Origin of the sequence: Photorhabdus viridis (genome assembly GCF_040256935.1) — a bacterium.
Taxonomy (GTDB): Bacteria; Pseudomonadota; Gammaproteobacteria; order Enterobacterales; family Enterobacteriaceae; genus Photorhabdus; species Photorhabdus viridis.
In genome coordinates this window covers 13,718-33,313 of record NZ_JBEJZY010000037.1, presented here as the reverse complement: position 1 = coordinate 33,313, position 19,596 = coordinate 13,718, and the positions used below count along the sequence as shown (strand labels likewise).

Here is a 19,596-nt window from a genome sequence, read left to right as displayed (position 1 = left end):
CTTATTTTGAATAAAAAAAACAGTCATGGAGCTATTGTTGAAACTATTTCGAGTGAATCTTTTTCCATACTATTTCCTCATAGTTGTTCATTTTTTAAGGGGCATTTCCCGAACAATCCTATTGTCCCTGGTGTGCTGCTATTGGATACAATATATGACAATCTTGTCAAAATAGGTGTGCTAAATATTAATGGCATAGATAACGCTCGTTTTTATAATACCGTTTCGCCAAATGAAAAAATAACAGTTAAGTTAAATAATTTATCGAATAAGGTTGTTTGCACAGCAAAAAATGAAAAAGGTAAAGTGTTAAAAGCTAGTTTTATGAAAAGGCTTTGATATGATAGATTATTCAACGCAATCATATAATACGACACTCGGTGATTCTTTCCTTAATATTAATACGATTAATAGTTCTCCTCTAAGTTTAGCGAGAAACTGTAGGAATATTATAGAGCATCAGAGTGGCGTCAACGCTCATAAGATACCCTTAGCTAGACATAAGGATTATGAGCTTCGTACAGCTTCAGAAGTTCTAAAAGAGGCATATAAACGAGGTCTTGACTTAAACTCTGAAAATCCTTTTGAAAAGAAAATAATTGGAAATTGTCAAACAATTTCACTGTTATGTATAGGAATTATGCGTGAATTGGGAATTCCTTCGAGATATCGATTTTGCTTGTGTACATATTTTGAACCAAGTTCATATGTTGAACACATCGTAATTGAGTATTGGTGTTTTTCAAGTAACACGTGGAAGGTTTTAGATCCAACAGTCACTCATGAGATTATTGAAAAAAACAAGACTTCTATTGATTTTGATTTTGATAATATACCTAAAGATAAATCTAATATATTTACAGATCTATGGAAGAATTACAGACGAGGCAATTTAGATATTGATGAGTTACATCATAAATCATACAAAAAAATTGTTGGATTCGAACGATTCGTGTGGAGAACATTACAGGATATCTTAGCTTTAAATAAAGTAGAGTTGTTTTATTGGGATTACTTCGACTTTAGAAAGTATATGAATGATCCCACGTTAATTGACGTGCTAATTGATAATATAGATGAAAACAAGAAAGAGATCTCTAATATTAATATTAACTTTGACGGCTTTACTAATTTACATCCTTACCAAAGAGATTATAAATAATGCAAGATTTTATTAAAGGCGCACATGCTGAGCCTTTTTCCTTTGTTCACTCAATTGAGTCTATCTCTAAAGATGAAGTAACTGCACGATCTAATTTTTCTACTGAGAGTACATATAGAGAGTGCTGTCAAAATTCTTGGCATTTAATTGTGGAATCCTTAGCTCAAGCAGCGGGGATACATATAAAAAACCAATTTGATATTAACTACAATGGATATTTAGTAGGCGTGGATGATTTAAATATTGAGAATGCCAATGTACTTATGGAAGATTATCTCTTGGTGGCTAGAATGATAAGTAATATTGATAATAAGTACTTATATCATTGTGAGGCTATTGGCGATATGCATCTCCCTATCTTAACCTGTAGGATTTTACTGTCCAACTCAGATTAAATTACAGAGTGAATCAAGTGTTCCTTATTTTTAATTGGTTTCTTTCTCCAGTGCCGTAAATTCAAAAAAGGAGAGGTTTTTTATGGAAAAGTCTATTTTGGCTCTAATCACCTCCCTCTCTGTCAGGGTTGTTTCTATCTGACGATTTACTCCTGCTTTTAACCATGTTCTGTTTTTAAACTGCCTTCGGTTATGAGCTATTTTATTATTCGATTAAGTTTCATGGGCATTATTTACTCTCAGTATAAATCATTAATGGATAAAAAAATGAAAACAAAAGATAGAGTTATTAACGAACCAGTAATTAATGATGAAGAAAACTTAGCTTCATTGAGCTTGAAAAGTTTCCATATAAAATTTAATAAAGAAACTTCCCTTGAAGATATTTCATACGCAGCTATAAATCATTTGCCAGTGACTTTAGATGATGAGGTGATCGCTAGAGTCGAAAAGTCACGTCACATTTTAGAAAGTATGGTAAAGGAAGACCGAGTTATTTATGGTGTCAATACAAGCATGGGGGGCTTTGTCAATTATATTGTTCCTATTGATAAAGCAAATGAGTTACAAAACAATTTAATTAACGCAGTTGCTACTAATGTAGGAGCATTTTTTGACGATACGACCGTCAGAGCAACAATGTTGGCGCGAATTGTGTCGTTGTCTCGTGGTAACTCCGCTATTTCTGTGACTAACCTCTGTAAGTTGATTGACGTTTATAACAAAGGGGTTGTCCCTTGCGTTCCTGAAAAGGGGTCTTTGGGTACCAGTGGTGATCTTGGGCCATTGGCAGCGATTGCTCTTGTTTGCACAGGCCAATGGAAAGCACGATATCAGGGGGAGCAAATGAGCGGTATCGAGGCGCTTGAAAAAGCAGGTATCTCCCCAATGGTACTGAGCTTTAAAGAAGGGCTAGCGCTGATCAATGGAACCTCAGCGATGGTAGGTTTGGGGTCGTTATTGTATGACGAAGTGAAGCAGGTGTTTGATACTTACCTTACCATCAGTGCGTTATCTATTGAAGGACTACATGGTAAAACCAAACCATTTGACCCAGCCGTACACAAACTTAAGCCACACAAAGGGCAACTCGAAGTCGCAACTGCCATATGGAATATATTAGCTGAGTCGTCTCTGGCGGTGAATGAACATGATATAGAAAAAATAATTTCTCAAGAAATGGATGGTTTGGTCAAACCAAGCTGCCATCAGATAGAGGATGCTTACTCTATTCGTTGTACGCCGCAAATTCTTGGACCTATTGCTGATAACCTCAAGAATATTAAACAAACTTTAAAGAATGAGCTGAATTCATCTAACGATAACCCGTTGATTGACCAAAACACTGAGGAAGTATTCCATAACGGTCACTTTCATGGTCAATATATCGCAATGGCGATGGATCATCTGAATATTGCACTTGTCACGATAATGAATTTATCAAACCGTCGGATTGATAGATTTATGAATAAATCCAACAGCAATGGTTTACCTGCATTTTTATGTGCAGAAAATGCTGGATTAAGATTAGGCTTAATGGGTGGACAATTTATGACTGCGTCAATAACAGCCGAATCCCGAGCATCGTGCATGCCTATGTCTATTCAGTCCCTTAGCAGCACCGGTGACTTTCAGGATATTGTTTCGTTAGGTTTGGTGTCGGCTAGACGAGTCAGAGAACAGTTGAAGAACTTAAAGTATGTTATGGCTTTTGAGTTATTATGTGCTTGTCAGGCAGTCGATATTCGTGGCAACGCTGGCTTAAGTAAAGCCACCCGAGCTCTCTATGAAAAAACGCGTAATCAAGTCCCCTACTTGGACGAAGATAAAACAATCACGGACTATATTGAATCTATTGTGAAAAACGTGCTAACAAAAAATTCTGACATTTAATTGATATATATAAAGTGTCAAACCCATAATTATCTATTAAATAGACCTATTCAGTTTTTATGAAATTCTCAAGCGAAGTAATGCTGAGTGATCTTGTAGAATTCTGGTTTAATAATAGGTTTATCTAATTTTGATATTTTCTATGTGTATTGTTTTACCACGCTAATTACCATATTATCTAATGGTATAAATCCGCATGATTATACAGTTATATCTATATAATAATATATTTTAAATCACTACAAATATATAGTTTGGAGATTGTAAAGTGGAAAAATCGACGATTGAAAAAGAGCTTAAAAATGAAATTGACAAAATATGCAATTATAATGTAAGCACTGAAATTTCAGGAGATACAAAACTAAAAAACCATCTAGATTCAGTTGATATTCTTCGATTTATACACAAAATTAACACGGATTACAATTTGAATTTTGGGAGTAAAATAGAAGATGAGAAATACTTAGATACATTTGATTCGATTGTTTCTTGGGTTCATAGTTCTATAAACAAATAAGATAAAAATGAAAAAAAACAATTTGATATTAATGATAAAACGCTTTGAAAATAATAATAACGTAGCTTATTACGATCATAGCAATGGAAAAACATTTTCAGAGATTTATTCGGAAATAAAATCCATATTAAATTACTTTGATTTTAAAGGAATTACCAAAGGAAAAAAAGTAATATCATTTATGGATAAGACGTTTTCAGAGTTTTCGCTTTTTTATGCATGTTTATTAAAAGGAGTAGCTTTTTGTCCTCTGGATAATAATATACCATCAAATAGGCTATCAATGATAATATCAGATGTTAATCCTGATTTGATTGTAGCTGATGATTTTTATATTGGTGATGAAAGTTCATTTCGAGAAGATCTGTTAATTCATAAAGATTGTATCGTATCTAATGGGGAATTTATTTCTCCACTAGAACATGATATATACTATGAAGATAGCTTAATCACGGATTACACTGATACTATCGCGTATATCATTTTTACATCTGGATCTACAGGTAAGCCAAAAGGCGTTCAAATTACTCATGACAACTTCAATTCATTCATAGACGCATTATATCCTCAATACGTAAGTGAAAAACCTGAGAAATATTTATCTATTGGTCCTTTGTATTTTGACATGACCATTTTGGATAGTGTTCTACCTCCACTATATGGGCATTCTGTATATTTATATAAACCACCATTTATACCCAGTATTTTCGCTAATATTATTGAAAGATATAATATAACTAGATTTAGTTGTGTCCCGTCTGTACTAAAAATTTTACTCCCACAACTCAGTGAGGGTGGGGTATTTAATCAATTCAAATCGTTAAATCTAATTTTACTTGGTGCTGAAAAACCCAATGAACAATCGATTAAAATTTTATTGGAAAACATTCCTCAGCTTAAAGTCATAAATGCATATGGTCCTACAGAGGGTACTATGTGCTGCTTCTCCTCCGAAATTACTAGCGATAATATGACTAGAGATATAAGTATTGGCAAGCCCTTTAGAGGGTTAGAGTATATTTTAGAAACAAGTTCTGGATATTCAAAATTTGGAGAAGGGAAGCTTTTAATCTCAGGGAATCAAATAATGAAGGGGTACATAAATCATTCGCAATGTGATGATCCATTTATTTTTCACAATGGTGTTAAATACTATGATACAAATGATATTGTTAAGGTCAGCGATGATGGCATCTTCTACTTTCTAGGTAGATCAGATGATGAAGTCAAACTAAATGGATTCAGGGTACACCTTCAAGACGTTGAAATGAACATAAAGCAATTACTTAATGTTGGTAATATATTTTTGCATAAATACAGCACCAATAGTAAAGATTACTTAGTTCTATCATACGAGGAAAATTCGATAGTAGACCCGAATGAATGTTTCATTAATTTAGAAAAATTGTTGCCAAAATATATGGTTCCTAATATTTTTTTAGTCTTCAAGTCATTGCCAAGGCTTCGAAATTCGAAATTGGATAGAAGTAAAATTCAATCAATAATAAATGAAAAAATTGAATCCTCAAATAAAACTTTACCCTCTAGTAGATTTATTACTCTAAAAATACAGTAGTTTTTATTATCTTAATGGTGTTGCTCTAATGCTTCGCCAATTATGTAGTGCCCGGCATAATTGGTGCTATCACATAGTAATCTAAAAATAATTTGGATCACTTTTACGTTTAAATATACCTTACAGAGTATTTAAAACTTAAGTCTGTTTGTGATTTTTCTGACTTATTATGCTTCGATATAATTTTTAATCAGGTGATTGATTTTAAATTTATTGTAAGTTAAATAAAGGGAAACTTAATGAAAGATGCTAACCTAAAGAATGCACTTCGCGCTGTAAGAGAGCGTTATGCAAGGAAAACTGCCATCGTATCGAATGGAGTTGCATATTCATATAGCGAATTGAATAAATTAATCAGAATTTGTAAGAAGGCTATAGCACGTAGTGATACGACAGTTTTGATAAATGTCGATAATAGGCTGAAAGCAATAATTCTTATTTTGTCAGCAATTGATTGTGACGTAACTTTTATTCCTATTGATAGTGATCGACCCGATTCATTTTTAAAAAATATCACGGGTAACTTTGCTAAGATTCGTATAATCAATGACGTATGTCTGGAAACTGGTGAACTCTTTTTGCAAACTATAGAGCACCATTATCACACGGATTCGCCTGGATGCTTAGGCGATGAGGGAGTGATGTCGATAATGTATACTTCAGGCTCCACTGGCAAACCAAAAGGTGTGTTGGTAAGGTCTAACTCCGTGTTTAATTTGTTTTATCGTCCTTCGTTCATCTCGCTCAGTGACGAAGATGTCGTTGCATCCTACTCCTCGTTATCATTCGATGCTTCAACGTTTGAAATCTTTAGCCCCTTATTAGCAGGTGGTACTCTAGTTTTGTTCGACAAGATGGCGGTGCTTGACGAAGAGATTCTTGTCCAATTCATTGAACGATATAAGATATCTTGCATGTGGATGACAGCTGGCTTGTTTAGGAATCACATGTTGTCAGGTTACTGCCGGGCGTTGACTAAGCTCAAACACCTGATTACTGGCGGGGATAGAGTCGACCACCAAGCCGCGGTTGCATTTCTTGAAAGTACATCTTTTACAAAGCTCTACCATGCTTATGGCCCCACCGAAAACACGGTGTTCACAACGATATCTCAGTTAGAACTCAGCAGTATAAGAGAAGAGAAACGCCTTCCAATTGGAAAACTTGTACAAGGTGTCGACTACTTACTGTACGACGAAGATACTGGGCATTATCTTAAAACTGGAGTGGGTCATCTGTATGTCTCTGGAAAGGGACTCTCTGCCGGCTATCATAATAATCCCACCGAAACAGATAAGGCGTTCTGTACCATCGACAACACCCGATATTACGATACGGGTGATGTCGTGGAATATACGGAGAATGGTGAATTTTACTTTTTAGGTCGGCAGGACCGCCAAGTTAAGTTAAATGGGCATCGAGTAGAACTCGATGATATTGAGAAAAATCTGGAGAATGATGAGCTGATAGTTAAAGCGTTATGCTTTATGTGGCAAGAGCACCTTGTTGCCTTGATAGAGAGCAAAAATAAAGAGTTTGAATTAGAGTCTCTGATATCACGAGCGCGTTCTCAACTGAGTGCCTATGCCATCCCCGACTTCTTTATCGAAAATAATGAATGGCCACTCAGTAAAAATAATAAAGTTGACACAAAGTATTTAATAAATAATACCATCAAAATGTTGGAAAATCGTCAAAATAAGTTTACCAGCAATTCGGTAAAAAGTATCGCCGAAGAGATACTAGGAAAATGTATTAATCATAGTAGCATCGGCTTATTTGATATTGGATTTGATTCTCTATCAATACTCACATTAAGTCATAACCTAAGTAAATCATTTGATATAAAAATTACCTTACTTGACCTTTACTCTTCAGGGACATTGGAAGAAGTAGAAAATTTGGTTATGTCTAAAAAATAAAAATTGACGCTACAAAAGATATTTCATCTATCAAACAAATAAATACCTATTTCTACACGTTCGAGACGAGTAAATAGCAAAAACCCGATAACGGGAAATCAACTGATAAAAGGAGCCACATTATGAACAACTATAGTGAAACTGAATTGAAAAACATTGAAATCGTGAAATCCCTGTACACGGATGTGTTTGATACTGGCAACTGTCCAGTGGTCAATAATTACTACCATGATGATGCAAAGTGTCATTTAAAAGGTAAAACACTGCTCGTTGAACAAATGAAAGGTGGGATGGCGGAGTTTGTCGAAAAACACACATCGATTTCAACCTCGATTGAGTCGCTCTTTGCCGTCGGGGACCGTACCTATGCGCGTTTGAATCGTCAGGCGAAATTGAAAGGTGAAGAACAGCTTCGTGACATTGAAATTATGGTGGAAAAACGATTTGTTGACGGAAAAGTTGCCGAATTGTGGTTTATGGTTGATGACGAAATATACAGCAATATTTGGCTAAATCAGCTCTCAGCATAACCCCCCAAAATCTGGGCATGGAGATCTCCCTTCATGCCTATTACATAGGTAAAAAGAAAATGGATATAGCAATTACTGGCTTCTCCTTTCGCCTTCCTGGTGCAGGTAACATTTTAGAATTAGAAGCGTTGTTGGAGTCAGGTCAAGATGCTCTTACCTTTCCTTCCTATACCCCTAACGACCGCGACGGTTGGGTCAGCCGGGCGGGCTATTTGACCGACGCTGATCAATTTGATTACGAGTTATTTGGCATTTCTCTTCGCGATAGCTACGTAATAGAGCCGCAGCAGCGGATGTTCATTCAATGTGCATGGCGGGCTTTAGAACAGGCAGGTTATAACCCGAAGCGCTGTGAGCAGACTGTTGGGGTCTATTCCTCATCTTCTGACAGTCATTACCCTTCCTATCTCGCTGGCAGCGAATTAGCGGTGGATAAATATGATCCCTTCGAGATAGAGATTGGCGCGAACAAAGAGCAGCAATCGTTGCGTTGTGCTTATTTATTTGATCTGAAAGGACCGGCAGTAGGCGTTCAATCAGCATGTTCGAGTGGTTTACTTTCTATCCATATGGCAATGCAAGGGATCGCAAGTGGTGACTGTGACATGGCTATCGCCGGTGGCGCCTGTCTCCCTTACCCACTCCATTCAGGTTATCAGTATCAGCCAGGTATGAACCTATCGCAAAGCGGCGTGCTGGCATCCTACTCTAGCAGTGCTGATGGCATGGTTCCGGGGTTTGGCTGCGTGGTGTTTGTCCTCAAGGCACTCGACAAAGCGCGCAATGATAAAGACACCATTTTCGGCGTGTTGTCGGCGAGTAGTATCAATAATGATGGGCGGGCTAAGTCTAGTTATATGGCGCCCTCCATTCAGGGTATAGCAAGAAACATTCAAAATGTGCTGGCGAAATCTGCATTGGATGTCCATGAAGTAGATTTTATCGAAGGGCATGGTTCGGGCACCAAAATCGGTGATGTGTTAGAAACCGCAGCGTTGAAAAAAGCCTTTGAAAATAGTGGACTAGAGATCAACAGAATTGCATTGTCTTCGGTTAAAGCCAATGTTGGGCATCTTGACGTCGCAGCAGGTCATGCGGGTCTGTTAAAGTCGGTGCTGCAAGTGTGGAACAGCAAGCTGTACCCTGCGGCCAATTTCTCAACGCTCAATCCGAACTTGAATTTGAAGCTATCCCCCTTCTATATTCCAACGAAAGTCCGTGAAAAAAATGGTTTAACGGGGATAGTTAACTCATTGGGTATCGGTGGGACGAATTGCGCCTTGGTGATTCGTAGTGAAAAGTTTCGTTTATCGGTGCTGCCGACAACATCGAAGCCAGTGGAAGTGTTGATTGGCGCAGAGAATGACAAGCGCCTGAGAACTTTGCTGCGCCAGTTGCAAGCGGAAATAAAAAGAGATCATCTGTCACTAGAAGATGTGGCCTACACCTTAGCGAGACGTTCGATGGGGAAAGCGTGTATGGTGAAGTTTTCTGTTGAATCTCTCTCCGAACTCCATGAGCAAATCGCAGCCTCAATTCGCTTAGGTATTGCCAGTCACCATTGGCCAATTTGTCTGAACGAGTACGTTGGAAAAGCTGTGTTAATTGAAGCAAGCGAAATCGATCCTGATTCTGTCGTGAGAGTCGAATCCCACGCAATGATGCAGGAGAACGCCAAACTTGAAAAAAGCGACAGCGCCCGATCTGAACCGGCTGTTCGTCATGAAATCTTACGCACCATTTGGCTTGATAACTTGATGTTGAACGATGTTGAAGAGGAAGACAGTTTTTCAGATCTTGGCGGTCATTCGATACTAGCACTTTCGTTGGTCACGGACATTAACGCTGCTTTTGACCTCACTTTGACTTTAGATTGGGTGGAAAAATTTGATGTCTTCTCTGCACAACTGCAAGAACTTCAAAGGCTAACAAACAGAACAAAGCAGTTTTCGTTAGTGAAACCTTTATTTTTTCCTAACTCCGCCAAGCGAGCCACGCTTATCTTGATCCACGCTTCTATTTCAGGAGTAGAAGTGTACAAAAATCTGTCGAAGAGTATTTCTGATGAAACCGAAGTAATAGGGATAGATTCATATAATTTATACAACAAAAACAAAGTGGTTTCGATAGATAAACTCGCTGCCATCTATGCGGACGACATTTTGGGGCACGTAACAGATAAGACGACTCCAATCTTTATTGGAGGCTGGTCATTGGGTGGGTTATTGGCCAGAAAAATCACCGCTCTCTTGACGGGAAAACTGCCAGTAAAGGGCAATATCTTATTAGACTCTGTCAAATATTCCCCTTGCAGCGCTCCACTGTTTTCAGATGAGAATCTGTCATATTTCATGGTCCTGGACTACTTTTCTAACACGCTTAGCTGTGACGACAGAGCGAGAGAAAATCTCAAAACAATATTTGAAATAGAAAGGCGTATGGTCAAGGACTTTCAAGATCCGGAGATCAATTTGCCAATACTCAATGTTGTCGCAACGCGTTCTCTAACAAAGATAGATAATGACAAGGTTTTGGCAACATTTGAGTCGTTGAAAAGGAACCACAATAACTGGCAAGTAAATGAATTGATGACGATTCGCAATATTCACACTGACCATGTCGAGCTGGTTGCAGATTCAAATATCAATGAAGTGTCAAACTGTATTCGAGGATTCTTATATCAATATGTATAAACATATCATTTTGTTCAAGTTTAGTGCGTCGCTGTCAACAACTGATGCACTGGACTTGCTTCGTCAGCTGGGTGAATTAAAAACCAAGATACCCGAGATCAAAAAGTACAGCTATGGTCTCAATGACTGTGACAACCTCAATAATCAGGGTTATCAGTACGCCTTTGTAATGGAATTTGACTCAAAACAAGATCGGGACGCTTATCAAATCAACACACATCATCAAGCGTTTATCAATGAGAAACTCAATTCAGTGATCTCAGAGGCAATTGTCTTCGATATGATTACAGCTTAGGGGGAATGATGGAACATAAAATTGCAGTTACAGGTATGTCAGGACTATTTCCAGAGGCCAGAGATTACAACGAATTTTGGGATAATCTTTGCAACGGTCGAGTGTCATACCATGCATATACCGATGAAGAAGGGCACGTGAGATCGAAAGGAAGATGTCCCGATCCGGAAACATTCGATGCTCATCGCTATCGGCTTTCAGAAAAGGAAGCGATGGTTATGGACCCCCAAATAAGAAAATTCATTGAGCTGATAGACTCGGCACTTATTGACGGTGATCACCTCGATCGTGACGCATTAGGTACTGTCGCGGTAATTGCTACGCAAGGCAGCAACCATACTTACCATGATCAATTGCAAATAAACGTAACCAAAGGGCTCACCGAGCCGCCCAATGACCTACTCCTGAATCTAAACAAAGGCACGGACTTCATGGCCACTCGCGCTGCCCATATATTTAACTTTCAGGGGCCGTGTTTCAATTTACAATCGGCGTGCTCGTCTTCACTGACAGCCATTGTTGAAGCCTGTTGGATGCTGCAAACAAAACGTTGTGATACCGTAATTTGTGGCGGAGTACATATCTCCTATCCTTTAGAAGTCGGATATAAGTATGAACCTGGATCGATCTATTCAAAAACGGGTGTGTGTCGACCATTTGATAACCATGCAGATGGTACTGTCTCTGCGGATGGGGGAGGTGTGGTTATCCTTAGGCGCCTTCAGGATGCCGAAAATAATGGGGATAATATCCACGCGGTTATCTCCAATGCGTTGAGCAACAATGATGGGTCCAAAAAAACCAGCTACGCCGCTCCCTCCGTGAATGGTCAACACCAACTGCTTGCTCAAGTGTATCGCTCTTCCGAGATAAACCCTCGCAACCTACAGTTCATCGAGTGTCACGCCACGGGGACGATAGTGGGCGATCCGCTGGAAGTTCAAGCCATCAGCCAATTAATGGACAGTTATGGGGTAGATCACGCTTTATCTCCGGTGGTTATTGGTTCTGTCAAAGGCAATATCGGGCATCTCTTTTGGACGTCGGGGATCGCTTCCATGATCAAGTCAGTACTGTCGCTTAAGCAAGGTATCTACCCAGGGACGTCAAATTTGACGCAGCTTAATGAACTGCTTAGCGATACGGTGCGACATAATCTGTTGTATACAGCGGACAATGTTCCCCTAGATCCAGATAAACCAGCCATCGCGGCAATCAGCTCTATGGGGGTTGGGGGCACGAATGCCCATCTTGTTATTGAAGGCTATAACACTGGACATTCTATGAAGCCTAAGAAAGCTGATAACAAGGGGGCTCAGAACAGCATCTACTCGTTCTTTACCCAGACCAAAAACCCGAACGACTCCTCCCATACCAGCAACCAAGTTAAGGAGAAAGACAGCATTCAACAGAACGTGTTGACCAAAGCGTCCTTATTGCCCTATGTACTGTCCTTCTATAAGCAGGTTCTCGGGGAAAGTGAGGTCAGCCCGGACAGTGACTACTTCGATCTTTACGGCGACTCTATTACTGCGGTTGAGCTCATCGCCTTGTTTAAATCTGAGCTTGGCATTGAAGTGACCTCAAAAAGCATCTATGACTATTCGACTCCCGAGGCATTAGCCAGTGCCATAGTCACAGCACAGTCGTCAAAGACAGGGCAAGAAACGGATAGCCAACAGGTGAATAATCGTACGCGTCAGGATGGCTTGCTTTCCCCATATCAGCAACGATTTTATTTGTTGGAAAAACTACAACGCAGTAAGGCGAGCCAATACAATGTACCTTTGTGCTTTGAGATCCCAAAGGACTTCCCGACAGAGCGGTTCACACAGACTTTACATGAGATACTTACGCAGTTACCTCAGTTCAGCCAGCAATACAAGATAACGAGAGAGGGGCTTACGTTGGCGACCAGACGAGCGCAGTTGATTGAAATGACTGCGGTCGAGCTGACGCTGGAAAGTTCGCTGGAAGCGTCTTTAAAGGCAGTGTTTGAACAACGATTTGATTTGGAAAGTGGGGCTTTGTGCCGTGTGACGACTCTGACGCACAACGGACAGATATTCCTTACCCTCAACTTTCACCATATTGCGATAGATGGGATGGGTCTGCATAATTTACTAAATGCATTATCCGCTGTTAGTGAGGGGAACTCAGCACTGAACAGGATATATATCCCCCAGCAAGCGGATCCGGAGATTTCGGATAGCAGTCGTTCATTCTGGCGAGATACGCTGAGTCATGTCCCACGCACGGTGTTATCGAGCGGCTCTGAAATTTCAGCAGGTTCAAAGGGATTGGCGCCTGGCCTTCTTATCTCCCAACTTTCTTCTGATCTGGTTGTTAGAGTTCAGAATGTGGCACGTAGTCATAGAGTCACGCCGTTCGTCGTCTATTACGCTTTATTCAATTCTACGCTGGCAAACTTCCTGGATACCTCTGTTGTATGTACGGGCACGACGCTCGCCAATAGAACAGAATCAGATAGAGAAACCATTGACTGTCGAATTAATAATATTCCTGTTGTAGTGAATTGTGGAGCGGGACAGATTCGCGCGATCCTAAGTGAGACTGACCGAGCATTAAAAAACTGTATGCCTCATGCCCATGTGCCGCTAGATGTGATTTCGTCATTAGCTGCAAGTCAAGGTCAAGGACTGTATGACATTCTCTTTATGTATCAGAACCAAAATAGAGGGAACCTCTTAAAATACCGAAAATTCTCTATTCCTGAGTATGCTACTCGATATCAACCAGTTTATTGCAATTTGACGGTCAACCTTGTGCCAGAACAGGAGGGGTTAGCCATCGAAATGATGTTCAACCAGACGAATTATCCCAAGGGGATTGTGGAGAGTTTTATGTCGATGTTTCTGGCCAATATAAACAATTATTTACTAAATCCAGAAAGCCAAAACTGAACGGAGGGATGATGAATTCTACATTTATTCAAAAATTTGAGTCCATTGCGGAAATGTTGCCTAACAACATTGCACTCATTACAGCAAACCATTCAATGACCTATTCTCAGCTGCATCAAATGGCAAAACGTATTGCTGTAGGTATTCACACTGCAATGAGTGACGATGTGGAGGGTATAGTGCTCTGTTTGCAGAGAAATGAGTCGCTCATAACAACAATTTTGGCGTGTCATTATCTTGGTATACCTTATATCCCCGTTGATCCCAGAACGGCCAAAGAGAAAATAGACCACATCCTCTCTCAATCTCGTTATTTGTACATCAGTAATGTGCAGAAGAGTGCATGTCAGAAAACATATTGTGTCACTGAGATCCTGAATGCCGACTCGCAATTTGATGGAGAAACGATGGCTCGTCCATCTAAAGAGGCCTACCGTATCTATACATCAGGCTCGACAGGAGAGCCCAAAGGAGTGATGGTCAGTCATGTTGGGTGTTCCAACTTAATTGAGCATTTTTGCTCGTTGCTGAAATCTAAGCCAGAACACACTTGGTTATCCTCAACCTCAATCTCATTTGATATTTTCTTCCTGGAATATACGGCCCCTCTGTCTAGCGGCGGGACGCTGATCTTACTGACGGATAACCAGATTGCTTCACCGCAGCAGGTGGCGAGTCAATTGATACACTGGTCTCCTTCGGTCTATCAAGCCACGCCTTCTATGTTTAAAGGGCTTCTGGCTTATCTGGATAAGAGTTGGCGCTTCCAAAACGTTCTAGTAGGGGGAGAAGCATTGTCGCAACAATTGTCCTCTTTATTATTTGAAAAAAGTGACTGGCTGTGCAACGTCTATGGTCCGACAGAAACAACGGTATGGTCCAGCGCGCACGTAATTAAACAAGCTGGGGATATGCGTATTGGGCAACCGATACGTCATACCCAGCTGTTAGTGTTGAATGAACAGCAACAAATGTGTAAATCAGGAGAGTTGGGACGCATTCATATTGGTGGAGACGGTCTGGCTATGGGCTATTTTAATAATCCTGAACTTACAGCGAGAAAATTCATTGAGGTGTGCATCGGCGGGAAGATCCAAACGCTATACGATACAGATGACATTGGGTATGTTGATGATGAGGGAATTGTCAATTTTCTTCATAGGGATGGGGGGTTCATTAAGAATAATGGATATCGAATTGAACCTAGTGAAATAACGGATGTTTTTGAATCGATAGAGGGTGTCACTGGCTCCGCTGTAATTCAAATTAATGACGAAAGTTCAGACTCTTCAAAATTGATCGGATGGGTTGAATGCTCTCATATAACAGAGACGATGCTAAGGTCAGAGCTAGAGTCTAAATTGAGCTACTACTTGATCCCTCATCATATTTTCACTACCCCAAAACTGCCTTACACACTGAGTGGTAAAGTGGACTCAAACACGCTTGAAGCGATGAGCTTAGTGCAACTGACAAAACCCGCAGTAGACATCGACACTGCTCCTGAGGGGCTGTGCTTCGAACTCTCTTCCCATCCGGCGGGTAAGATCTTGGGTCGATACTTGGATATCACTCTGATGTCAAAGGACGACAATTTTTTTGAACAAGGGCTAACGTCCATGCAAGCTATCTCTCTTCATGTCGATATGCTCGACCTTTATCCCAACTTAGAGTTACATGAACTCTTTGAACGACCGTCTTTCCAGACGCTTATCTCTGAGCTTGAATCAGCGTAATTTATTCTAATTCATTGAACACTATGCGGAAATGAGTCCTGTTACCTCCCTTGGTAATCTTTACCACTTTTATGGTGTTTACGACGACTCGAACCATTGCAACATCTTAATATATGAATCCAAGGCTACATTTTATTGTTTGTTAAGAAATTGTTTTATAAATAAGGTAATAATTTTGATATCTGAACATATTAAAAGATTATATACTAATCGATTGAAAACCAATTATGATTATTTTTATGAAGAAATTCCGGATTCTCTCGATGAGATATTTAAAACTGCAAGAAATATAGTAGAGCATTATAAAGGTATAAATAAATATCGGATAAGCCCTGAAAGATATCGAGATATTGATATAAGTCAACCTAATATTATACTTGAGAGATTGTATCAAGCTAATGTTACGTCACTAATGAGTCCGATTTCTTTTGAAAATAAGCTGATAGGTCACTGCTTGACCATATCAATTGTTGCACTTGATATTATGCGGTATAAAAAAATCCCATCGAGAATGAGGTATGCATATTGCACTTACTTTATCGAAGATATATTTCCTGAACAAATATTAATTGAATATTGGTGCTTTGATAGAAAAAAGTGGATTTTTGGTGATCCGTCCATAAACCAAGCAATACTTGACTATAATGGTATTTCTGAACGCTTTAATTTTTTTGATGTCGATAAAACACTCTCCCAACCTGTCTATTTAGTCTGGAATAGATTGAGAAAAGGAGAACTGGATTTTAATATGTACCGTGGCATTAATAACGTTGATGACTATAATGGTGTATTAAAGGAAGTAGCTCGAATTCTTATTAATGATTTAGCAATGATTAATAACTTAGTATTATCTGTTTATGACTATGTTATATCCCCTTATGAATCCGGCAACTTGAGTGATAGTTTATACTGTTTTTTGGATGAAGTTTCGGAAAAAATGCTGGATTCCCAGCATTGTATTATTAGTTATGATGACTCTAATCCCATAATGTGTAAACCGCGAGCGGTTATTCGAAAAAGTATATTTCAGAAAAATGAACAATGCTTCAACGTATAGTCTTTCGTGACAGGATGGCCGAGTTGTAATAAATGATCGCATTGGCGATCAATCGGCCGCACTGGTTGCTGATTTCGATTTCAACATCAGTTTTTCCGGTTAATTCCTTCTTTCTACCCACTCTGGCAACGGCTGAGTAACTGGTGATAAGACTCAACCCAATTCTAGGAACGGTGTACATTTCGCTTATTAGTCTAATCCGCTATTAAATAGTTACTTAACGGCGTGTACTATTCCGTTGTTTCTGAACCCTATTATTGCCTAAAATTAGTAAAGAATTTCAAGTTGAACAGGATCACTTATTATTTTAATAACCCCAGTGTCAGATTTTTCAAATTCAATTTGATATTTTTCATTGTCAATGCCTGTAATAATAGGAGAGCATAAAAATGTGTGGGGCACTTGAGTTGTTTGGCTGTAAAATAGGTAATTCAACCGGATTATGACCCATGAATACTTATACCGTTAAGTGCTCTCCTCCATGTCAACCCTCTGGTTTGGTGACGCTTTAGGTTACCAGGTGAAACTTCTTTAACTGTTTGGCCGCATAAGTGCCCCACACATTTTTATGCTCTCCTTTTAGAACGTTTCAATATGGGGTTCGTGGAGCAACGGAACAGTAAACGCCGTTAAGCGGTCATTTTAAATAGCTAAAAAACAACCAGCCAACATCCTTGAACGCACCAACGATGGCTGGGTTGCTGCTATGGAATCGGGCGTTAAATTTGGACGAAATTCCGATTAAAAAGGGGGCAATTAAGCCCCTGTGAAATGGAGTTTCAGCCCTAACGCTTTTGTTATTTTCATCATAGCGCTGAATGTTGGATTACCCTTTCCTGAAAGCGCATGATATAGCCCTTCTCTGGACATACCGACCTCTCTTGAAAGCTGGCTCATGTTTCTGGCTCTGGCAATGTCACCCAGCGCAGACAGTACCAATGCCGGATCACAATCTTCCATAATTTCATTAAGATACATTTGCATTTCTTCTTCACTGTTTAAGTGTTCTGCAATATCGTATTCTTTCAGTTTCATAGCTCCCCCTCAATCTCTTTGTAAATGTCTTTTGCTCTGGCGATATCTTTTTGCTGTGTACTTTTATCTCCTCCACACAACAAAACAACGATTACTTTTCCGTGATTTTTTAGATAAACCCTGTAGCCTTTACCTTCATGAATCCGCATTTCTGAAAACCCTTCCCCTACTGGCTCTATATCGCCAGAATTACCGTTTTTCAGTCTGCGAATTCGTACCTGAATTTCTGTTTTTGCCCTGATGTCTTTTAGGGCATCAATCCAGTTATCAAATGCTTCTGTACTTAATACAGTTATCATTCCTTTGCCCCTTATACTTCGATAATTAAAGTATACGCCATATTTTTTTATTGCCAAATATATCTGACACAATAAATTTAGTTTAAATACTAATGCTAATGTACGCATACATTAGCATTAGTATGAGGTAGGTCATTCCGACCCGGCATTTTTGGACGCCCTGATTGTCGCCTGATAACCGCGCTTGACTCTCTCAATATTCGCTAAGGTGGTTATCCAGTAGCATTGTGCGGCGGGGCAATATCTGGCGGCAACCTGTTCTATGTTTTCCCCGCCATCCTTCAAGTTGTCTCTTTGTTGGCTGCAATAGGCAAAAGATAGTTAAAGTAAGCGTTAAAGTATATTGGAGAGCATAAAAAACTGTGGGGCATTTATGTGGCAAAGCAGCTAAAGAAACCACTTTAACGTATAAGTATTCATGGGCCGATAATGGGTAATAGTCCGGTTGAATTACCCACTTTACCGCTAAATAACTAAGTGCCCCAGACTTTTTTATGCTCTCGCTATAAATTAAGCAATTAAGCGTGCTTATCAGATAACGGTGAGAACCATTCAATCGCCACAATTCCCCGTAACCTGAGTGGTTAAACTATTTTATCCAGCTCTCATCGAATCCATGCCCCACACTTTTTTACGCTCTCACGGGAAACTGAAGCAGGAAGCCGGAGACCATGAGCCCATCCTGTTCATTGATGGCATCCATCCCACGCAGGGGACGAAACTTGCTTATGGCTGGATGCGCAAAGGCCAGAAAACCGCAGTGAAAACAACGGGAAGTCGTACCCGTCTGAACCTGATGGGTGCCCTGAATCTGGCCGATATCAGTAAAACAGGGGTACACGAATATGACCGTATCGACAGTTATCACATCGCCGAGTTCTTCATTGCCCTGCGTGAAACCTATCCGGTCAGTCAGAAGGTTCATATTATCCTTGACGGAGCCGGTTACCACCGGAGTGGGCTGGTGAAAGACTGTGGAAGGTGATGAATGAACAGGTCAGAAATAACCATTATTTCGCCTCGACGGCCTTGTTCAGGCAGGCAATACATCGCTTTTTTACGGAAATATTACCGGAACTTGCCGGGAACCTGTCGTGCCGTATTAATGACAACTTCCAGGTTCTGAATCCTGCATCTTCAAGTTAAGCGTGTATATTGTTTTTTGGATGAAGTTTCGGAAAAAATGCTGGATTCCCAGCATTGTATTATTAGTTATGATGACTCTAATCCCATAATGTGTAAACCGCGAGCGGTTATTCGAAAAAGTATATTTCAGAAAAGTGAACAATGCTTCAACGTATAGTCTTTCGTGACAGGATGGCCGAGTTGTAATAAATGATCGCATTGGCGATCAATCGGCCGCACTGGTTGCTGATTTCGATTTCAATGTCAGTTTTTCCGGTTAATTCCTTCTTTCTACCCACTCTGGCAACGGCTGAGTAACTGGTGATAAGACTCAACCCAATTCTAGGAACGGTGTACATTCCGCTTATTAGTCGAATCCGCTATTAAATAGTTACTTAACGGCGTGTACTATTCCGTTGTTTCTGAACCCTATTATT

Annotated in this window: 15 protein-coding genes and 4 pseudogenes; 14 read left to right on the top strand and 5 right to left on the bottom strand. The window is 39.7% G+C overall.

From position 1 onward, the window contains the following. Positions 1 to 6: 6 nt before the first annotated feature. The 13 genes from ABR397_RS16070 (at position 7) to ABR397_RS16010 (ending at position 16,700) form a co-directional block, all read left to right on the top strand. Entirely contained in the window at positions 7 to 339 is a 333-nt protein-coding gene (locus ABR397_RS16070) for a hypothetical protein (RefSeq protein ID WP_350306640.1), read from the top strand. A 1-nt stretch (position 340) separates the two neighbouring features. Next, the gene (locus ABR397_RS16065; RefSeq protein ID WP_350306639.1) at positions 341 to 1,162 is read left to right on the top strand and encodes a transglutaminase domain-containing protein; all 822 of its coding nucleotides are present in this window, start codon (positions 341 to 343) and stop codon (positions 1,160 to 1,162) included. Further along, on the top strand, positions 1,162 to 1,557 hold the full coding sequence (locus ABR397_RS16060) for a hotdog family protein (protein ID WP_350306638.1): 396 nt from the start codon (positions 1,162 to 1,164) through the stop codon (positions 1,555 to 1,557). Before ABR397_RS16065 ends, ABR397_RS16060 begins: the two co-directional genes overlap by 1 nt. A 267-nt stretch (positions 1,558 to 1,824) precedes the next feature. Then, positions 1,825 to 3,450, top strand: coding sequence for a phenylalanine aminomutase (D-beta-phenylalanine forming) (locus tag ABR397_RS16055; RefSeq protein WP_350306637.1), 1,626 nt, complete (start codon positions 1,825 to 1,827; stop codon positions 3,448 to 3,450). Between the two features lie 268 nt (positions 3,451 to 3,718). Next, the gene (locus ABR397_RS16050) at positions 3,719 to 3,967 is read left to right on the top strand and encodes a hypothetical protein (RefSeq protein WP_350306636.1); all 249 of its coding nucleotides are present in this window, start codon (positions 3,719 to 3,721) and stop codon (positions 3,965 to 3,967) included. A gap of 7 nt (positions 3,968 to 3,974) precedes the next feature. Continuing rightward, complete coding sequence (locus tag ABR397_RS16045; protein ID WP_350306635.1) at positions 3,975 to 5,543, top strand: AMP-binding protein; 1,569 nt, start codon at positions 3,975 to 3,977, stop codon at positions 5,541 to 5,543. A 239-nt stretch (positions 5,544 to 5,782) separates the two neighbouring features. Continuing rightward, entirely contained in the window at positions 5,783 to 7,465 is a 1,683-nt protein-coding gene (locus ABR397_RS16040) for a non-ribosomal peptide synthetase (RefSeq protein ID WP_350306634.1), read from the top strand. A gap of 122 nt (positions 7,466 to 7,587) precedes the next feature. Then, positions 7,588 to 7,995 (top strand): ester cyclase, encoded by a 408-nt coding sequence (locus ABR397_RS16035; RefSeq protein WP_350306633.1) that lies wholly within the window; start codon positions 7,588 to 7,590, stop codon positions 7,993 to 7,995. Positions 7,996 to 8,054: 59 nt separating this feature from the next. After that, entirely contained in the window at positions 8,055 to 10,688 is a 2,634-nt protein-coding gene (locus tag ABR397_RS16030) for a beta-ketoacyl synthase N-terminal-like domain-containing protein (protein ID WP_350306632.1), read from the top strand. After that, positions 10,681 to 10,983 (top strand): Dabb family protein, encoded by a 303-nt coding sequence (locus ABR397_RS16025; RefSeq protein ID WP_350306631.1) that lies wholly within the window; start codon positions 10,681 to 10,683, stop codon positions 10,981 to 10,983. Before ABR397_RS16030 ends, ABR397_RS16025 begins: the two co-directional genes overlap by 8 nt. Before the next feature lie 8 nt (positions 10,984 to 10,991). Continuing rightward, on the top strand, positions 10,992 to 13,907 hold the full coding sequence (locus tag ABR397_RS16020; protein ID WP_350306630.1) for a beta-ketoacyl synthase N-terminal-like domain-containing protein: 2,916 nt from the start codon (positions 10,992 to 10,994) through the stop codon (positions 13,905 to 13,907). A gap of 11 nt (positions 13,908 to 13,918) precedes the next feature. Continuing rightward, complete coding sequence (locus tag ABR397_RS16015) at positions 13,919 to 15,643, top strand: AMP-binding protein (protein WP_350306629.1); 1,725 nt, start codon at positions 13,919 to 13,921, stop codon at positions 15,641 to 15,643. 175 nt (positions 15,644 to 15,818) lie between these two features. Then, positions 15,819 to 16,700 (top strand): hypothetical protein, encoded by an 882-nt coding sequence (locus tag ABR397_RS16010; RefSeq protein ID WP_350306628.1) that lies wholly within the window; start codon positions 15,819 to 15,821, stop codon positions 16,698 to 16,700. Between the two features lie 7 nt (positions 16,701 to 16,707). Here the strand turns inward: ABR397_RS16010 and ABR397_RS16005 are convergent. From ABR397_RS16005 to ABR397_RS15995, 4 genes and pseudogenes are all read right to left on the bottom strand, one after another. Beyond that, positions 16,708 to 16,888: pseudogene (locus ABR397_RS16005) on the bottom strand (Tn3 family transposase); the annotation flags it as partial. A gap of 79 nt (positions 16,889 to 16,967) precedes the next feature. Next, positions 16,968 to 17,075 (bottom strand): annotated as a pseudogene (locus ABR397_RS25065) (carbapenem biosynthesis protein CpmH); the annotation flags it as partial. A gap of 381 nt (positions 17,076 to 17,456) precedes the next feature. Further along, positions 17,457 to 17,735: an addiction module antidote protein gene (locus ABR397_RS16000; protein WP_350306627.1), complete on the bottom strand. Its 279-nt coding sequence runs from the start codon at positions 17,733 to 17,735 to the stop codon at positions 17,457 to 17,459. Next, positions 17,732 to 18,034 (bottom strand): type II toxin-antitoxin system RelE/ParE family toxin, encoded by a 303-nt coding sequence (locus ABR397_RS15995; protein WP_350306626.1) that lies wholly within the window; start codon positions 18,032 to 18,034, stop codon positions 17,732 to 17,734. The genes ABR397_RS16000 and ABR397_RS15995 overlap by 4 nt, the downstream gene beginning before the upstream one ends. Positions 18,035 to 18,662: 628 nt before the next feature. On the opposite strand from ABR397_RS15995, the pseudogene ABR397_RS15990 reads away from it, so the two are divergent. Next, positions 18,663 to 19,180, top strand: a pseudogene (locus ABR397_RS15990) (transposase); the annotation flags it as partial. A 164-nt stretch (positions 19,181 to 19,344) separates the two neighbouring features. Here the strand turns inward: ABR397_RS15990 and ABR397_RS15985 are convergent. Next, a pseudogene (locus ABR397_RS15985) lies at positions 19,345 to 19,528 on the bottom strand (Tn3 family transposase); the annotation flags it as partial. Positions 19,529 to 19,596: the final 68 nt, after the last annotated feature.